The 17,215-nt window shown below is 66.9% G+C and carries 8 protein-coding genes; all 8 read left to right on the forward strand.

The window, feature by feature from the left end:
- Window positions 1-5 precede the first annotated feature (5 nt).
- The 8 genes from topA to addA all read left to right on the forward strand — a co-directional run bounded on the left by topA (window position 6) and on the right by addA (window position 17,171).
- Window positions 6-2,615, forward strand: coding sequence for a type I DNA topoisomerase (gene topA / locus FG486_RS15150; protein WP_181268162.1), 2,610 nt, complete (start codon window positions 6-8; stop codon window positions 2,613-2,615).
- A gap of 126 nt (window positions 2,616-2,741) precedes the next feature.
- Window positions 2,742-5,951: an amidohydrolase family protein gene (locus FG486_RS15155; protein WP_241695841.1), complete on the forward strand. Its 3,210-nt coding sequence runs from the start codon at window positions 2,742-2,744 to the stop codon at window positions 5,949-5,951.
- A gap of 282 nt (window positions 5,952-6,233) precedes the next feature.
- Complete coding sequence (locus FG486_RS15160) at window positions 6,234-8,582, forward strand: sensor histidine kinase (RefSeq protein ID WP_181268163.1); 2,349 nt, start codon at window positions 6,234-6,236, stop codon at window positions 8,580-8,582.
- Complete coding sequence (tsaE, locus tag FG486_RS15165; RefSeq protein WP_181268164.1) at window positions 8,582-9,040, forward strand: tRNA (adenosine(37)-N6)-threonylcarbamoyltransferase complex ATPase subunit type 1 TsaE; 459 nt, start codon at window positions 8,582-8,584, stop codon at window positions 9,038-9,040. Before FG486_RS15160 ends, tsaE begins: the two co-directional genes overlap by 1 nt.
- Entirely contained in the window at window positions 9,037-10,023 is a 987-nt protein-coding gene (locus FG486_RS15170) for an aminoglycoside phosphotransferase family protein (protein WP_181268165.1), read from the forward strand. The genes tsaE and FG486_RS15170 overlap by 4 nt, the downstream gene beginning before the upstream one ends.
- A gap of 29 nt (window positions 10,024-10,052) precedes the next feature.
- A complete protein-coding gene (locus tag FG486_RS15175; protein ID WP_137775406.1) occupies window positions 10,053-10,748 on the forward strand; it encodes a nucleotidyltransferase family protein in 696 nt (231 codons plus the stop codon).
- Window positions 10,741-13,716, forward strand: coding sequence for a double-strand break repair protein AddB (addB, locus tag FG486_RS15180; RefSeq protein ID WP_181268166.1), 2,976 nt, complete (start codon window positions 10,741-10,743; stop codon window positions 13,714-13,716). The genes FG486_RS15175 and addB overlap by 8 nt, the downstream gene beginning before the upstream one ends.
- Window positions 13,713-17,171 (forward strand): double-strand break repair helicase AddA, encoded by a 3,459-nt coding sequence (addA, locus tag FG486_RS15185; RefSeq protein WP_181268167.1) that lies wholly within the window; start codon window positions 13,713-13,715, stop codon window positions 17,169-17,171. Before addB ends, addA begins: the two co-directional genes overlap by 4 nt.
- Window positions 17,172-17,215: the final 44 nt, after the last annotated feature.

Genomic DNA, 17,215 nt, shown 5'->3' on the forward strand with positions numbered 1-17,215 from the left:
ATTACATGCAACTGGTTATCGTCGAATCGCCCGCCAAGGCAAAGACCATCGAAAAATATCTCGGGTCCGATTACCGGGTGCTGGCCAGCTATGGCCATATCCGCGATCTCGCCCCCAAGGATGGCTCGGTCGACCCCGACAATGATTTCGACATGGTCTGGGAGGCCTATGGCGACAAGACGCGTCAGCTCAAGGCCATCACCGACGAGGCGAAGAAGGCCGACCGGCTGATCTTGGCGACCGACCCTGATCGCGAGGGCGAGGCGATCAGCTGGCATGTGCTCGAGGTGCTGGGCAAGCGCAAGGCGCTGCCCAAGGCGGTCGAGCGGGTGACGTTCAACGCGATCACCAAGAAAGCGGTGACCGAGGCGATGGCTGCACCGCGCGAACTCGACAGCGATCTGATCGACGCCTATCGCGCCCGCCGCGCTCTCGATTATCTGGTGGGGTTCACGCTTTCGCCGGTGCTGTGGCGCAAGCTGCCCGGCGCCAAATCGGCGGGTCGCGTGCAGTCGGTCGCGCTGCGCCTGATCGTCGAGCGCGAGCGCGAGATCGAGGCGTTCACGGCGCAGGAATACTGGTCGGTCAGCGCGCAGATGGAGCAGGACGGCCAGGCGTTCACCGCGCGGCTGGTACGTCTGGAAGGCGAGAAGCTCGACAAGCTGTCGCTCGGCAATGCCGGTGCTGCCGAAGCCGCCAAGGCCAAGGTCGAGGCCGGGCATTTCACCGTCGAGACGGTCGAGACGCGGCCCGTGAAGCGCAATCCGCCGCCGCCCTTCACCACCTCGACGCTGCAGCAGGAAGCCGCGCGCAAGCTGGGTTTCTCTGCCAGCCATACGATGCGGATCGCCCAGTCGCTCTACGAGGACGGCGCGATCACTTATATGCGTACCGATGGCGTGCAGATGGACGGCGGCGCGATCATGGAGGCGCGCAAGGCGATTTCGGAGCGGTATTCGGGCCATTATCTGCCCGAAACTCCGCGCCAGTACCAGACCAAGGCCAAGAATGCGCAGGAGGCGCACGAGGCGATCCGCCCCACCGATTTCAGCCGCGACCGTGCCGGGTCGGGCGACCATGCGCGGCTCTATGACCTGATCTTCAAGCGCGCGCTCGCCAGCCAGATGGCAACCGCCCTGCTCGAGCGCACGGTGGTCGAACTGGTTGATGGCACGGGCCGCACCGCGCTGCGCGCCAACGGCCAGGTGGTGAAATTCCCGGGCTTTCTGGCGCTGTACGAGGAAGGGCTCGACGATCCCGATAGCGAGGATGGCGGCCTGTTGCCGGTCATGGCCAAGGGAGATAGCCCGGCCAAGAAATCGGTCGATGCGGTGCAGCATTTCACCCAGCCGCCGCCGCGCTTTTCCGAAGCGTCGCTGGTCAAGCGGCTCGAGGAACTCGGCATCGGGCGGCCCTCGACCTATGCCTCGATCATCCAGGTGCTCAAGGACCGCGCTTATGTGCGCGTCGAGAAGAACCGTTTCTTCGCAGAGGAATCGGGTCGGTTGCTGACAGGCTTTCTCGAACGCTTCTTTGAGCGCTATGTGGCTTATGACTTCACCGCCGGGCTTGAGGAAGAACTGGACGACGTGTCGGGCGGACGTGCGGAATGGCGCGCGGTGCTCGAGGCTTTCTGGCGCGATTTCAAGCCCAAGACCGCCGAGGTGATGGAACAGAAGCCGTCGGAAATCACCGCCGAGCTCGACAAGTTCCTTGAACCTTATCTGTTCCCGAAAAAGGCCGATGGCGGCGATCCGCGGCTGTGCCCGAAATGCGGCGAGGGGCGGCTTGCGCTGCGTGGCGGCCGCTTTGGCGCGTTCGTCGCGTGCTCGAACTATCCCGAGTGCAAGTACACTCGGCGCTTTGCGCAGGGCGGCGGCGAGGCCGATCAGGGCGATAGCGGCCCCGAGGAGCTCGGTACCGATCCGGTGACCGGCGAGGCGGTGACCAAGCGGTCGGGTCGCTTCGGGCCCTATGTCCAGCTGGGCGACGGCAAGGACGCCAAGCGCGCCTCGATCCCCAAGGACGTGCCGGGCGAGGATTTCGGGCTCGAATGGGCGCTCAAGCTGCTGTCGCTGCCGCGCGAGATCGGCGAGCATCCCGAAACGGGCAAGCCGATCACCGCGAGTATCGGCCGCTATGGGCCGTATCTGGCGCATGACGGCAAATATGCGCGGCTTTCGGGCACGATGGAGGTGTTCGAGACCGGCATGAACGCGGCGGTGGTCAAGCTCGCCGAAGCCGCCGCCGGGGGCGGTCGCGCGCGGCGCGGCACGCCCGAGCCGCTCAAGGTTCTGGGCAAGAACCCCGCGACCGATACCGATGTCAAGATCATGGACGGGCGCTATGGGGCCTATGTCACCGACGGCAGCGTCAACGCGACCATCCCCAAGGACAAGAACAAGGACGAGCTGACGCTCGACGAGGCGCTGCTGCTGATCGCCGAGCGCGCCGCCAAGGCCCCGGCCAAGAAGGGCAAGAAGGCTCCGGCCAAGAAGGCGGCGCCGAAAAAGGCGGCGGAGAAGGACAAGAAGCCTGCCGCCAAGAAGGCGCCCGCGAAGAAGGCCGCAGCGAAAAAGCCAGCCGCGAAGAAGCCCGCCAAGGCAGAGGGCTGACGCGGTAATTGCGGATCGGCGGACGGGACTTGAACCCGTCCGCCGCCGCTTGTCGTTTTCCGGTTGCGCTTGGCGACAGCGCGGCTAGCCTCCCCGTATACGAATAAGATTCCGGGGAACATCATCATGAAAGCACTGCGTTTTTCCGTCGCACTTGCGGCGCTCGCCATCGCCATGCCTGCGCTGGCGCAAAAGGCCCCGTCGGACAAGCCCGCCGCCTGGGATGTCAACGCGCCGCCGATGAAGACCCGCGCCATCCCGATCAAGGTCGACGAGGGCACCTGGATGAACCTGGATGTCAGCCCGGATGGCAGCCGCATCGTCTTCGACCTGCTCGGCGACATCTACACCATGCCGATCAGCGGCGGCGCGGCGACCCGGATCGCCGAGGGGCTGGCCTATGAACAGCATCCGCGCTTCTCGCCCGATGGCAGCCGCATCGCCTTCACCTCGGATCGCGGCGGAGGGGACAATATCTGGATCATGAACGCCAACGGATCGGACAAGCGCCAGTTGACCAAGGAAAGCTTCCGCCTGCTCAACAACCCGAGCTGGAGCCCCGATGGCCAGTATATCGTCGCGCGCAAGCATTTCACCACCGGGCGATCGCTCGGCACCGGCGAGCTGTGGCTCTATCATGTCAGCGGAGGCAACGGCGTGCCGCTCGTCAAGCGCCCCAGCGAGGCGCACCAGAAGGAGCTGGGCGAACCGGTCTTCGCGCATGATGGGGCGGGCATCTATTACAGCAAGGACGCGACCCCCGGCCCGATCTTCGAATATGCGCAGAACAGCAACGCGCAGGTCTTCGTGATCGACCGCTATGACATGGCGAGCGGCAAGATCGAGCGCGTCACAGGAGGCCCCGGCGGCGCGGCGCGGCCCCAGCCTTCGCCCAATGGTCGCTATCTCGCCTTTGTCCGCCGCGAACGGGCCAAGACCAAGCTCTATGTCCGCGACATGCAAAGCGGCGAAGAGCGCAAGATCTATGACGATATGGACCGCGACGTGCAGGAAACCTGGGCGGTGCACGGCGTGTATCCGAACATGGGCTGGATGCCCGACAGCAAGCGGCTGGTGTTCTGGGCGGGCGGCAAGATTCGCTCGATCGATGTTGCCAGCGGCCAGGCGAGCGTGATCCCGTTCAGCGTCAACGATACGCGCACGATCGTCGACCCGATCCGCCCGCAAAAACCGGTCGCGCCCGATCTGGTGACGGTCAGCATGCCACGCTTTGCCAGCGTCTCGCCCGATGGCAGCCGCATGGTGTTTGAGGCTTTGGGCAAGCTGCACCAGCAGCCGGCATCCGGCGGCACTGCGCAGGCTCTGGTCACCAATGGCGGCGGCGATTTCGAGCTCTTCCCGGCCTTTTCGCGCGATGGCAGCCAGATCGTCTATGTCAGCTGGGATGATGCGCGGCTCGGCGAACTGCGCGTGGTCGGCGCAGGCGGCGGCGAGGCGCGCACGATCAGCAGGACGCCCGGCCATTATCGACGCCCGCAATTCTCGCCCGATGGCCGGTTCGTGGTCTACGAAGCCGGCAGCGGCGGCGGGCTGACCTCCGACGCCTGGGGCGTTCAGCCGGGCATCTATCTGCTCGACATCGCCAGCGGCCAGACCCGGCGGATCACCGATGAAGGCAGCGAGCCGCATTTCGGTGCGACCGGCGACCGGGTCTATTTCAGCAAATATGCCGGCAACAAGCTGGCGCTGGTCAGCACCGACCTCAGCGGAGAGGCCGAGCGCACCCATGCCAGCGGCGAGCTGGTCAGCGGCTATGCCGTTGCGCCCGACGGCAAGATGCTGGCCTTCCGCCAGAACTACGCTGCGTTCGTCATGCCGTTCATGGCGGGCGCGGTCGATCTGGGCGCGGGCAAGGGCGGCGGCGCGCTACCTGCGGTGCAGGTAAGCGAGGGCGGGGCGACCTTCCTGCAATGGTCGCATGGCGGTCGCCAGCTCAACTGGTCGCTGGGGCCGGAAGTCTATTCCGCCGATGCGAGTCGGGCGATCGCCAGCGGGCCAGTCAGCAAGACCGACGCCAGGTTCGCGCCGCCGAAAACCGGCGTGGCGATCAATGTCAGCGCACCTGCGGACAAGCCCAGCGGAACGGTCGCCTTCACCAATGCGCGCATCGTCACGATGGCGGATGACAAGGGCGGCATTATCGAGCGCGGCACGGTGGTGGTGCGCGACAATCGCATCGTCGCGGTCGGCGCGAATGTCGCGGTGCCGGCGGGCGCGCAGACGGTTGATGTCGCGGGCAAGACGATCATCCCCGGACTGGTCGATGCGCATGCGCATGGCCCTCAAGGGTCGGACGATCTGGTGCCGCAGCAGAACTGGAGCGCGGTAGCGCATCTCGCGATGGGGGTGACGACGATCCACGATCCCAGCAATTCGGCGGCGGAGATATTCCCGGCGGCAAGCTATCAGCGCGTCGGCAAGTATCTCGCGCCGCGCATCTTCTCGACCGGCGAAGTCGTCTATGGCGCCAAGGCGGCAGGAATCTTCGCCGAGATCGACAGCCTGGCCGATGCCCGCGCGCACACCACGCGGCTGAAGCTGCAGGGCGCGCAAAGCGTCAAGAACTACAACCAGCCGCGCCGCGAACAGCGCCAGCAGGTGGTCGCCGCTGCGCAGGCCGATGGGCTGGCGAGCGTCGCCGAGGGGGGATCGCTGTTCAGCCAGGACATCACGATCATCGCCGATGGCAACACCACGCTCGAGCACAATATTCCGCAGGAGCGATTGTACGAGGACGTGCGCAGCTTCTTCGCGCAGAGCAAGGTCGGCTACACGCCGACGCTGGTGGTAACCTTCGGCGGCATGGGGGCGGACCCTTATTGGCGTTCGCACACCGATATCTGGCAGCACCCGATCCTCAGCAAGCACGTCCCACGCCGCAAGCTCGAAGCATCCAGCGTGCGCCGCGAGATCGGGCCGGAAGAGGATTATGCCGACACGGCCTCGGCGCGCGAAGCCGCTGAGCTGGCCCGGCGCGGCGTTCCGGTGGGCATCGGCGCGCATGGCCAGGAAGAGGGGCTCGCCTCGCACTGGGAGCTGTGGAGCTTCGTCAAGGGCGGCATGACGCCGATCGAGGCGCTGCGCACCGCGACCATCAGCGGCGCACGCTCGCTGGGCTTCGATAAGGATATCGGCTCGATCGAGCCGGGCAAGTTGGCGGACATGGTGCTGATCGATGGCGATCCGGTGTCGGATATCCGCCAGTCCGACCGGATCACGCACGTGATGCTCAACGGGCGGCTGTATGAAGTGCCGACGATGAACGAGACGCTGACCGGCACGGCAAAGCTGCGCAAATGGTATTGGGAGAAGTGAACATATAAATTCCTCCCCGGGCTTGTCTCGGGGAGGGGGACCACCGACCAGGGGTCGGTGGTGGAGGGGAAGCGGGATCACACGATGGGTGGTCCGAAACGCGCACTCCGCTGCCCCTCCACCACCCGCTGCGCGGGCGGTCCCCCTCCCCCAGCGAGCTGGGGGAGGATTTCCCGAATGCGGATTTTCTCCACAGCCCGTTTTGCACCACCCCCAATCTGCGCTACGGCCCATCACAATGACGCGGACGCCTGTTTCACCCCCTGAATCAATGAGTCGCCTATGCTGGTGAGCAATGGCGGGCTGTTCGTCATCGCCATCGTGATGGCGGCGTGGACCGGCGGCGCGATTTGGGCGTTGGTCACGGGCTTGCAGATGCGCCGCGCCGCAGGCACCGCGCGCCGGCAGTTGCGGCGGCTAACCCGGCTGATCGATTCCGGCCCGGCGATCCCGCTGATCGTGCGATCAGATTCACGCATCGAGGGGCCTGAACGCGTGGCACGCTGGCTGGGGCTGGAAAAACTGCCGCCCTATCTCGCCGAGCTGAGCCAGCAGGCGCGCGGCCTGCCGCGCGAAACGCTCGACCTGCTCGGCCAGAAGATCACGACCGCACAGAAAAGCGGTGCACCATTCGCGATGGCGGTGACCGCTGCCGGATCGAACCGCAGATTGCGCATCGAAGGTCGGCTTGCCGATCCGCAGACCATCGCCCCGGGCGCGGTGCTGCTGTGGTTCTACGACGCGACCGAGAGCGAGACGCGCATGGCGGCGCTGGTCGAGGCCGAGGCCGAGGCGAAGCGCGCGTTCGACGCGCTGTCAGGGCTGATCGAGGCCGCGCCGATCCCGATGTGGTTCCGCCGCGAGGATCTGTCGCTGCTGCTCGTCAACAGCGCCTATGTCGAGGCGGTCGGCGCCAGCAGCGCCGCCGATGTCGTCGAAGCCGGGCAGGAGCTGGTCGAGACCGTCGATGGGCTCACCCCGCTCGCGGTCGCTGCACGCGCGTTCGAGAGCAACACGCCCTCCCGCCGCACGGTGACCACGACGATCGCGGGCACGCGGCGCGCGATGGAGGTGGTCGATCTGCCGATCAAGGGGCGTGGCATTGCGGGCTATGCGATCGACGTGCACGATCTGATCCAGGCGCGCCAGGCGACCGAGCGCTTCCGCGATGCCCAGCGCGACATGCTCGACAATCTGTCGGCGGGCGTGGCGCAATTCGATGCGCAGCGCCGCCTGATCTTCGTCAACCAGCCGTTTGTGCGCATGTTCCAGCTCAAGCCGCAATGGCTGCAGGACGGGCTTGAGTTCGAGCGGCTGATCGACCGGATGCGCGAGGCGGGCCGCGTGCCGCAGGTGCGCGATTTCCCCGCCTGGCGCGACGAGAAGCGCGAATGGTTCCAGTCGGCCGCACCGATCGAGGACAGCTGGCTGATCGCCGACGGCACGCATCTGCGCGCCATCGCCCAGCCGACGCCCGATAATGGCCTGCTGCTGATCTTCGAGGACCGGACCGAGCAGGTCCAGCTGGCGAGCGCGCGCGACACGCTGCTGCGGGTGCGCACCGCGACCTTCAACAATCTCTACGAGGCGCTGGCGGTGTTCACCTCGGACGGCCGCCTGCATCTTTGGAACACGCGCTTCGGCGCGGTGTGGGAGGTGGATGAGGCCGAGCTCGCCAAGCATCCGCGCGCGGACGAACTGCTGAAAGCCATTGCGCCGCAGCTCAAGCGGCCTGCGCAGATTTCGGCGCTGCGCGAGGTGATCCGCTCGGCCACGCTCGACCGGACCCAGCGCGCCGGGCAGCTGGTGATGAAGGACGGGCGCGTGTTCGACTTCGTCGGCATTCCGCTGCCCGATTCGAGCGCCTTGTTCACGATGATCGATGTGTCCGACGCCAAGCGGATGGAAGATGCGCTGCGCGAACGCAACGAGGCGCTGGTCGAGGCGGACGCGATCAAGACGAAATTCCTCGCCAACATGAGCTACGAATTCCGCACGCCGCTGACCTCGATCGGCGGTTTTGCCGAGCTGCTGGCGAGCGGGGTGGCGGGTCCGCTGTCCGACCAGGGCCAGGAATATGCCAAGGCCATTATCGACTCGGTCGAGCGACTCTCGGCACAGATCAACATGGTGCTCGATCTGAGCCAGAGCCAGGCCGGCACATTGCCGCTCAAGCGCGAACCCACCGATATCGGTGCGTTGCTGGTCGATGTCGCCAAGGGCGTCGCCGGGCTGGCGGGCGGGCGCAACATCGCGCTCGAGGTCGACGTGAACGGTGGCCCGGGCATGGCCGAGGTTGATCGCCAGCGCTTTGCCCAGGCGATCACCGCCGTGGTCGACAATGCGCTGCGCTACACGCAGGAGGGCGGGCGTGTGCTCCTGCTCGGCGACCGGTTCCGCAACAAGCTGCGCATCGTCGTCTCGGACAATGGCCCTGGCCTCGATGCGCGTGCACAGGCGCGGGCGCTTGATGGCGTGCTGCAGGCTGACGAGGCGGGCGGCAAGCCGGTGGCCAAGCGATCGGGCCTGGGCCTGCCGCTGGCGAAGAACCTGATCGAGGCGCATGGCGGGCGGATGGAGCTGGTGAGCGAGCCCGGCGCGGGCACCATCGTCACCATATTGATGCCGTGATGCTGACCATCGGTTCGACCGATGCGATGCAGCGCCTCGGCCAGCGGCTCGCCGATGCCGCGCGCCCCGGGGATACCATCGCTCTGTCGGGTGACCTGGGCGCGGGCAAGTCCACGCTCGCGCGCATGATCCTCAACGCTTTGGGCTTTGCAGGCGAGGTGCCCAGCCCGACCTTCGCGCTGATCCTGCCCTATGACCCGCCCGAGGTGCGCATCCCCGTCATTCACGCCGATTTCTACCGCCTCGATGGCGCGATGGAGCTCGAGGAACTGGGGCTCGATGCCGGCGATCCGGCGTTGCTGATCGCCGAATGGCCCGAGCGCGTCGGCGGGCTGGCGGGTCCCGATACGCTGGAATTGCGGATCACCGGAAGCGATGCTAGCGAGCGCCGGATTGATGCGCAGCCCGGCCATAACTGGCAGGCGCGCTGGCAGCAGATTGCAGGTGAATTGTCTTGAGCGAGCGTGAACAGCTGATCCGGGCCTTTGTCGATGCACAGGGCTGGGGATCGGCCGAAATCCTGCCCATTCCCGGTGATGCCTCGTTCCGCCGTTATTTCCGCGTGGTCGAGCCCGATCGCCGAGCGATCCTGATGGATGCGCCGCCGCCCGAGGAAGACCCGCAGCCGTTCGTCCATGTCGCGCGCTATCTCACCGCGCAAGGCCTGCGCGCGCCCGAGATCTTCGGTGTCGATGCAGGGCACGGGCTGGTGCTGCTCGAGGATTTCGGCGACCAACGGATGCGCGAGACTGTCGATGCCGGCGATGCCGAAGCCGAGCGCGCGATCTACCGCCAGGCGATCGAGACCCAGGTGGAATTGCACCGCCGCGCGCCCGCCGATGTGCCGCCTTATGACCGCGCGGTCTATCAGCGCGAGGCAGCGCTGTTCACCGAATGGTACTGCCCCGCGCGCGGTCTGGATGTCGATGCCGAGGGCTATGCGAAGGCCTGGGATGCGGTGCTCGACGGGATGGACCCGTCAGCGCCCAAGGTCACGGTGCTGCGCGACTATCATTCGGAAAACATCATGCTTCCGCCCGACGGATCGCAGGGGCTGATTGATTTTCAGGACGCGCTGGTCGGCGATCCGGCCTATGATCTAGTCTCCCTGCTGCAGGACGCGCGGCGCGACGTGTCCGAAGAGGTCGAGGCCGAAATGCTGGCGCATTATCGCGACCTGGCGAAGCCCGCGTACGATCTCGACACGTCCTATCATGTGCTGGGCGCGCAGCGGAATGCCAAGATCATCGGCATTTTCGTGAGGTTGTGGAAGCGCGACGGCAAGCCGCGCTATCCCACGATGATCCCGCGCGTCTGGAAGGCGATGGAGCGCGACCTGAGGCACCCCGCGCTAGGCCCCGTCACCGAGTGGTTCGAAGCGAACATCCCTGCCGATCTGCGCGATCCGGCAGGCGTGCTCGGCGGAAAGTTCGACCTGTGAGCGATACTCCGTCCTTTGCCCGCACCGCGATGGTCATGGCCGCAGGGCTGGGCAAGCGCATGCGCCCGCTGACCATCACCACGCCCAAGCCGCTGGTGCGCGTCGCGGGCAAGCCGCTGATCGACCATGTGCTCGATCATCTGGGCCAAGCCGGGATGCAGCGAGTCATCGTCAACGTCCATTATCTCGCCGATGCGCTCGAAGCGCATCTGAAGGCGCGCGAATGGCCGTTCGAGATCCTGATCTCCGACGAGCGCGATCTCCTGCTCGAAACCGGGGGAGGTCTGGTCAAGGCGATGCCGATGATCGAGGAAGACCCGTTCTTCTGCCTCAACAGCGACAATGTCTGGCTGGAAAGCGCGCGGTCGTGCTTTGACGAGCTGCGCGCGGCCTGGGACGACGATCGAATGGACGCGCTGCTGCTGCTGGTGCCGCACAGCCGTGCCAACAATTACAAGGGCGTCGGCGATTTCCATCTCGATCAGATGGGCCGCATCCGCCGCCGCAAGCCGGGCCATGTGGCACCCTATATCTATACCGGCATCCAGCTGCTCTCGCGCCGCCTGCTCGCTGATCCGCCGCAGGGCGCGTTCTCGACCAACGTGCTGTGGAACCGTGCGATGGCCGAAGGCCGGGTTTACGGCATATCGCATCTGGGCCTCTGGTTCGATGTCGGCACGCCTGCTGCCATTCAGCCAACCGCAGAGGCTTTGCTGGATGCCTGAGCCGCGCAACCCCGCAGTCTATGCCATCGGGGCGCAGCGCGGGTTTGCGGATGTTCTGGCGGATGGCCTGCTTCGGCGCTTCGGCGGCGATCCGATGGGGCTCGCGCGCGCGACGCTGCTGATCCCGAACCATCGCGCCGGGCGCGCGATCACCGAAGCACTAGTGCGCCATGCCGCCGACGGGCTGCTGTTGCCGCGCATGGTGCTGATCGGCGATATCGATCTCGACGAGAGCCTCGGCGCGCTGCTCGACCCGCTGGGCGAGGGGGCGGAGGTGCCGCCTGCGGTCGATCCGCTTGAACGGCGCTTCCGGCTGGCGGCGCTGATCGCGCGCGAAGGGGTGGGCCGGGCAGGGGCCGATGATCCCGCCGAAACCCTGAGGCTCGCTTGCGAATATGCGCGCGTGCTCGACCAGCTGCAGGTCGAGGAGAAGACGCTCGACCAGCTCGATACGATCGATGTCGAGGCGGACCTGGCCGAGCACTGGGCTGCGGCGCGCGACCTGTTCCTGCGCGTCGGACGGGCCTGGCAGGGCGAGCTGGCCACGATGGGCCGCATCGACCCGGCAGACCGCCGCAACCGGCTGCTCGACAAGGCAGCATCGCGCTGGCGCGAGCAACCGCCGCTGACGCCGGTGATCGCAGCGGGGATTACGACGTCCGCCCCCGCCATCGCGCGGCTGCTGCGCAGCATTGCCGATCTGCCGCAGGGCATGGTGGTGCTGCCGGGGCTCGATCTGGATATGGACGAAGCGCTCTGGGAAGCGCTGGGGCATCCGGTGACCACTCCCCCGCAGCCGGGGGCAGAACCGGTCGAGCGGCCCGCTATCACGCATCCGCAATATCACCTGAAGCAGCTGCTCCATGCGATGAGCGTCAGCCGCGCCGAGGTGGAGCCCTGGCAGGCCGAACCCAGGACCGGGCTGGCTGCCGACCGCGCACGATTGCTGCGCAGCATTTTCCTGCCCGCAAGGCTCAGCGACCGCTGGGTCACGCTCGATGCCGCCGACCGCAGGACGAAGGGCATCCGCATCGTCGAGGCGGAAAATCCCGACGAGGAGGCGCAGGCGATCGCGCTACTGGTGCGCCAGGCGCTCGACATCCCCGCACGGCGCGTCGCCATCGTCACGCCCGATCGCAGCCTCGCGGCGCGCGTGATTGCGCATCTGCGGCGCTGGGAGATCGAAGCGGACGACAGCGCCGGCGAGGCTTTGCCAGTCACGCCGCCCGGGCGCTTTCTGCTCGCGGTGGCACAATGCCTGGCCGATGATTTCGCGCCGGTGCCGCTGCTCGACCTGTTCAAGCACCCGCTCGCGCAGGCGGGCGAGACGCGAAGGGGCTGGCTCGACGAGGTGCGCGCGCTCGACCGGCTGCTCCGCGGCCCGCGCCCCGCGCCGGGGCTTGCCGGGATCGCAACCAGCATCGACAACCGCCCGCTCAAGGCGTGGTGGCAAGAGGCGAGGGCGCTGCTCGATTCCATCGCCCGATGGCCGCGCGAGCCGCAGCCGCTGTCCGCAACCATCCAGGCCATCGCCGCTGCCGCCGATGCTCTGAGCAACCAGGCGGTCTGGACGGGGCTGGCGGGACGTTGCGCCTCCGATCTGGTGCAGCAATTGCTGGCGCGCACCGGCACGCACGATCCTCTGGTGACGCCATCGCAGGCGGTCAACATCCTTGCCCGACTGATGCGCGAGAAATCGGTGCGCCCGCCTTATGGCAAGCACCCGCGCGTCGCGATCTACGGCCTGCTCGAGGCACGGCTGCAGAGCGCGGACCTGGTGATATGCGCCGGGCTCAACGAGGGCGTCTGGCCGCAAATCCCTTCGCCCGATCCCTGGCTCGCGCCGATGGTGCGCAACACGCTGGGCCTGGCACCGCTCGAAATGCGCGTCGGCTTGTCGGCGCAGGACCTTGCCGGAGCGCTTGCCTCGGCTGAGGTGGTGCTGACACGGGCCAGGCGAGATGGCAGCGCACCAACGGTAGCCTCGCGCTTTCTGCTGCGCCTGCAGGCGGTCGCGCCCGACCGGCAGATGGAGGATCACGAAACGCTGGCGCTGGCGCGCAGGCTCGACCGCCGCCTGCCCATGGAGCGGATCGAGAAGCCCGCACCGCGCCCCAGCACCGAGCAACGGGTCAAGCGGCTGTCGGTGACCGAACTCGACCGTTTGCGCGCCGATCCATATGCCTTTTACGCCAAGCGCATTCTCGCGCTGCCCTCGCTCGACCCGGTCGATGCCGAACCGAGCGCGGCCTGGCGCGGGACACTGGTGCACGAAATCCTGGAGTACTGGCATCGCGAGGACGGTCTCGATGCCGCCAGCCTGGTGCCACGCGCCTGCCGATATCTCGACGAGGCCAATGTCCATCCGCTGATCAAGGCCTTGTGGCGGCCACGCCTGGTCGCAGCATTGAACTGGATCGCCGAGGAAACGCTGGCGCTCGCAGGCGAAGGGCGCCGGATGATCGATGCCGAACGCAGCGGCACCTTCATGATCGAGGGCGTCGAGATTCGCGGCAAGGCGGACCGCATCGACCGTCTGCCCGATGGCACGCTCGCGATCGTCGACTACAAGACCGGCAAGCCGCCCAGTGCGCGCCAGGTCGAGGCGGGCTATGCACTGCAGCTCGGGCTCCTCGGCATGATGGCCGAGCGTGGCGGATTTGCTGCCAAGGACAACCAGCCCGAGATCGCGGGCAAGGCCGCAGCGTTCGAATATTGGTCGCTAACCAGGAGCAAGTCCGGGGATTTCGGATATCGCGAGACGCCGGTGGGCCGCAAGAACAGCGAGCTGACCGCCGAGACCATGCTGCCGACCGCCGAGCATTTCCTGCGTGAGGTGCTGCACGCCTGGATCCTCGGCGATGCGCCGTTCACCGCCAAGCTGGTGCCCGATCAGGCAACCTATACCGAATATGATCAGCTGATGCGGCTCGCCGAATGGTATGGCCGCCAGGGGAGCGGACAATGAGCGGCGGCAAGCCGGGCCTCCCGCCGCTGCAGGGCGATCAGGCGCTCGCGGTATCGCCCGCCGATCAGGTGTGGCTCAGCGCATCTGCCGGCACCGGCAAGACGCAGGTGCTGACCGCGCGGGTCTTCCGCCTGCTGCTCGAGCCGGGGGTGAACCCCGACGCGATCCTGTGCCTCACCTTTACCAAGGCGGGCGCGAGCGAGATGGCGAACCGCATCAATGCGCAGCTCGCCGCCTGGGTACGGATGAGCGACACGGCGCTGGGCACAGATCTCCGGAGCATTGGGGCGAATTTCGATCCCGAGACGCTGACGCGCGCGCGCCGCCTGTTCGCCCGCGTGCTCGATGCGCCGCAGGGCGGGCTTCGCATCCAGACGATCCACAGCTTCTGCCAATCGCTGCTCGCGAGCTTTCCCGAAGAGGCGGGGCTCGCCCCCGGTTTCCGTCCGATCGAGGACCGCGACCGCATTCAGCTGGCGCGCGACACGCTGGGCGAGATGCTGGTCGATGCCGCGCAGCGGGGTGACATGCGGCTGTCCGCAAACCTCGAGGCGCTCAGCTTGAAACTGGGTGCAGAGGCGACCGAGGCCTTCCTGATGCGGTGCGCCGCCCGTCCCGATGCCATGGACGCGCTCAGGGGAGATATCCGCCCCTATCTCAACGCGGCGCTTGGCCTGAAAACCGACGAGGACGGCAGCGACCTCGCCCGGCTGTGCAGCGATGCGCTGTTCGATATCGCCAATCTCGAAGCACTGCAGGACAGCAATGTCCGCTGGGGCACCAAGACCGGGCTGGAGGTCGCGGCGAAGATCCAGGCCTGGCTCGACATGGACGAGGTTGCGCGGCTGCAGAATCTTGACCTGATCTGGCTCGCCGTCGCCAAGGCTGATGGCGATCCGCGCAAATGGGAGAGCTTTTCCGCCAAGGTCGATCCCGATTATTTCGACAAGGCCGAGAGCCTGTACAGCGACTGCAAGGCGCTGAAGGACCACGCCGCGCTCGTCGCCTTTTCGGGCGAATATGCCCGCGCACTCGAGGTCGGGCGCGATTTCGCCTGGCGCTTTGCCGAGGCTAAGCGGCAGGCCGGGCTGCTCGATTTCGACGACCTGATCCGTGCAGCGGCCGATCTGCTCTCGGGCCGGACGATGGCGCAATGGATCGCGTTCAAGCTCGACCAGCGCTTCGACCATGTACTGGTCGACGAGGCGCAGGATACCAATCCCAGCCAATGGGCGATCGTGAAGGGGCTGATCGACGACTATTTCAGCGGACAGGGCAGCAAGCCGGACCGGTTCCGCACCCTATTCACCGTAGGAGATTTCAAGCAGGCGATCTTCGGCTTCCAGGGCACCAGCCCGCAATATTATGCCGCCGCGCGGCTGCGCATCGGCGCGCAGGCGGAAGATGCCGGGCAGCCGTTTCTCGACCTCAGCCTCGATCGCAGCTTCCGTTCGACCCAGCCAGTGCTCGACATGGTCGATGCGGTGCTTGGCGATCTGGGGCCTGCCGCGCTCGGCATCATGGACGACACGCTCCCGCTGCACGAGGGACGCCAGGGACCGGGCATGGTCGAGCTGTGGCGTCCGATCGGCGAGGGGCTGGAAGAGCAGGACGAGGGTGGCGAGGGCGAGGATGCCGAGGAATGGCTTTCGGGTGCCGATCGCAAATTCGCGCAGGGGCTCGCCGAGCGCATCGCGGGCTGGCTGAACCCGGAATCGCCGAACCGGCTTTGGCTCGAGCGGCGCTCGGATGGCAAGCCGGGCTGGGCGGGCGCGGGTGATATCATGGTACTGCTGCGCCGCCGCGGCGATCTCGCCTCGCTGATTGTCGCGCGGCTTTACGCGTCGGGCGTGCCGGTGGCGGGGATCGACCGGTTGCGGCTCGGCCAGCCACTGGCGGTGCAGGATCTGATCGCCGCGATCCGCTTCGCGCTGCAGCCGCTCGACGACCTGACCTGCGCGGCTCTGCTGGTCTCGCCGCTCGGCGGGTGGACGCAGGACGAATTGCTGGCGCACGGCTACCGGCCCGAGAAGCGCGCGCTCTGGCCGCATCTGCGCGATCTGGCCGAGCATGACGAAGCGCTGCGTGCGAAGCTCGACCCGCTCTACGCGCTGCTCGGCATGGCGGATTTCGGCACGCCGTACGATTTTCTCGAACAGGTGCTGACCGGGCCGATCCAGGGGCGCGCAAAGCTGGTGTCGCGGCTCGGCGAAGAGGCGCTCGATCCGATCGCCGAACTGCTCGGCCTGGCCCAGAAATTCGCGTCCAGCCATGACGGCGGCTTGCAGGCGTTCCTGCACTGGTTCGATGCCGGCGACGAGGAGATCAAGCGCGAGCTTGCCGGGCAATCGGACATGGTGCGCGTGATGACCGTGCACGGCTCCAAGGGCCTGCAGGCGCCGATCGTGATCCTCGCCGATGCCTGTGTCGATCCGACGCGCAAGGTCGATTCGAGCTTCGACTGGCCGATCGAGATCGTCGGGCGCGACGCGAGCATCACCCTGCCGGTCTATTCGCTGCCCAAGGCACAGCGGATCGGGCCGCTGGCCGAGGCGCACGACATCGCGCGCGAAGCCGATATGCAGGAGCACTGGCGGCTGCTCTATGTCGCGATGACGCGCGCGGCCGAACGGCTCTATGTTGGCGGCACGCTGGGCAAGAAGGCCAAGGAGCCGCCCGAGCAGAGCTGGTATGCCGCGATCGAGCGAAGCTTCATGGCGCTCGGCTGCGACTGGATCGACATGGGCGAGGGGGCCTGTCGGCGCTTTGGCAGCGACGCCGTGCCGGTGCCCCGCGCGGATGCGCCTCAGGCAGTGGAAACAGCCCCGGCGGAGGGCCTGCCCGACTGGGCGCTCAGGCCTGCCGCGCCCGAACAGCGGCCGCCGATCCCGCTCGCGCCCTCGTCGCTCGGCAAGGACGATGTCGCCAGCCCGCCGCTGTCCGGTCCCGATCGCGAACGCGCCGCGCAACGCGGCCTGATCATGCACAGCCTGTTCGAGCGGCTTCCGGCACTAGCGCCCGAGCAGCGGCGCGAGGCGGCGCGGCGCTGGCTGGAGCGGCAGCATGGCATCACCGATGTGGCCGAGGCCGATGCAATCATCGATTCCGTTTGCGCGGTAATCGACCATCCCGATTTCGCCGATGTGTTCCGCGAGGATGCGCTCGCCGAAGCGCCGATCGCGGCGGTGGTGGGACCGAATGTCGTCTCGGGCACGGTGGATCGCTTGCTGGTGGATGAGACCCGGGTGCTGGTGGTCGATTTCAAGACCGGCCGCCGTCCGCCCGCCTCGCTCGAGCAATTGCCGATCGCGCATGTCCGGCAGATGGCGGCCTATGTCGCGGTGTTGCGCCTGATCTTTCCGGGCCGCAGCGTTCAGGCAGGGCTGCTCTATACCGCCAGCCCGCGCCTTTTCCTGCTTCCAGACGAATTGCTGGCAGCCGCGAAGCTGGATTGAATCGACCGATATGAATAGTTTGGGCCGCGTGCGCTTGAGCCGCA

Source organism: Blastomonas ursincola (assembly GCF_013607875.1).
In the GTDB taxonomy this organism is placed as follows: domain Bacteria; phylum Pseudomonadota; class Alphaproteobacteria; order Sphingomonadales; family Sphingomonadaceae; genus Blastomonas; species Blastomonas ursincola.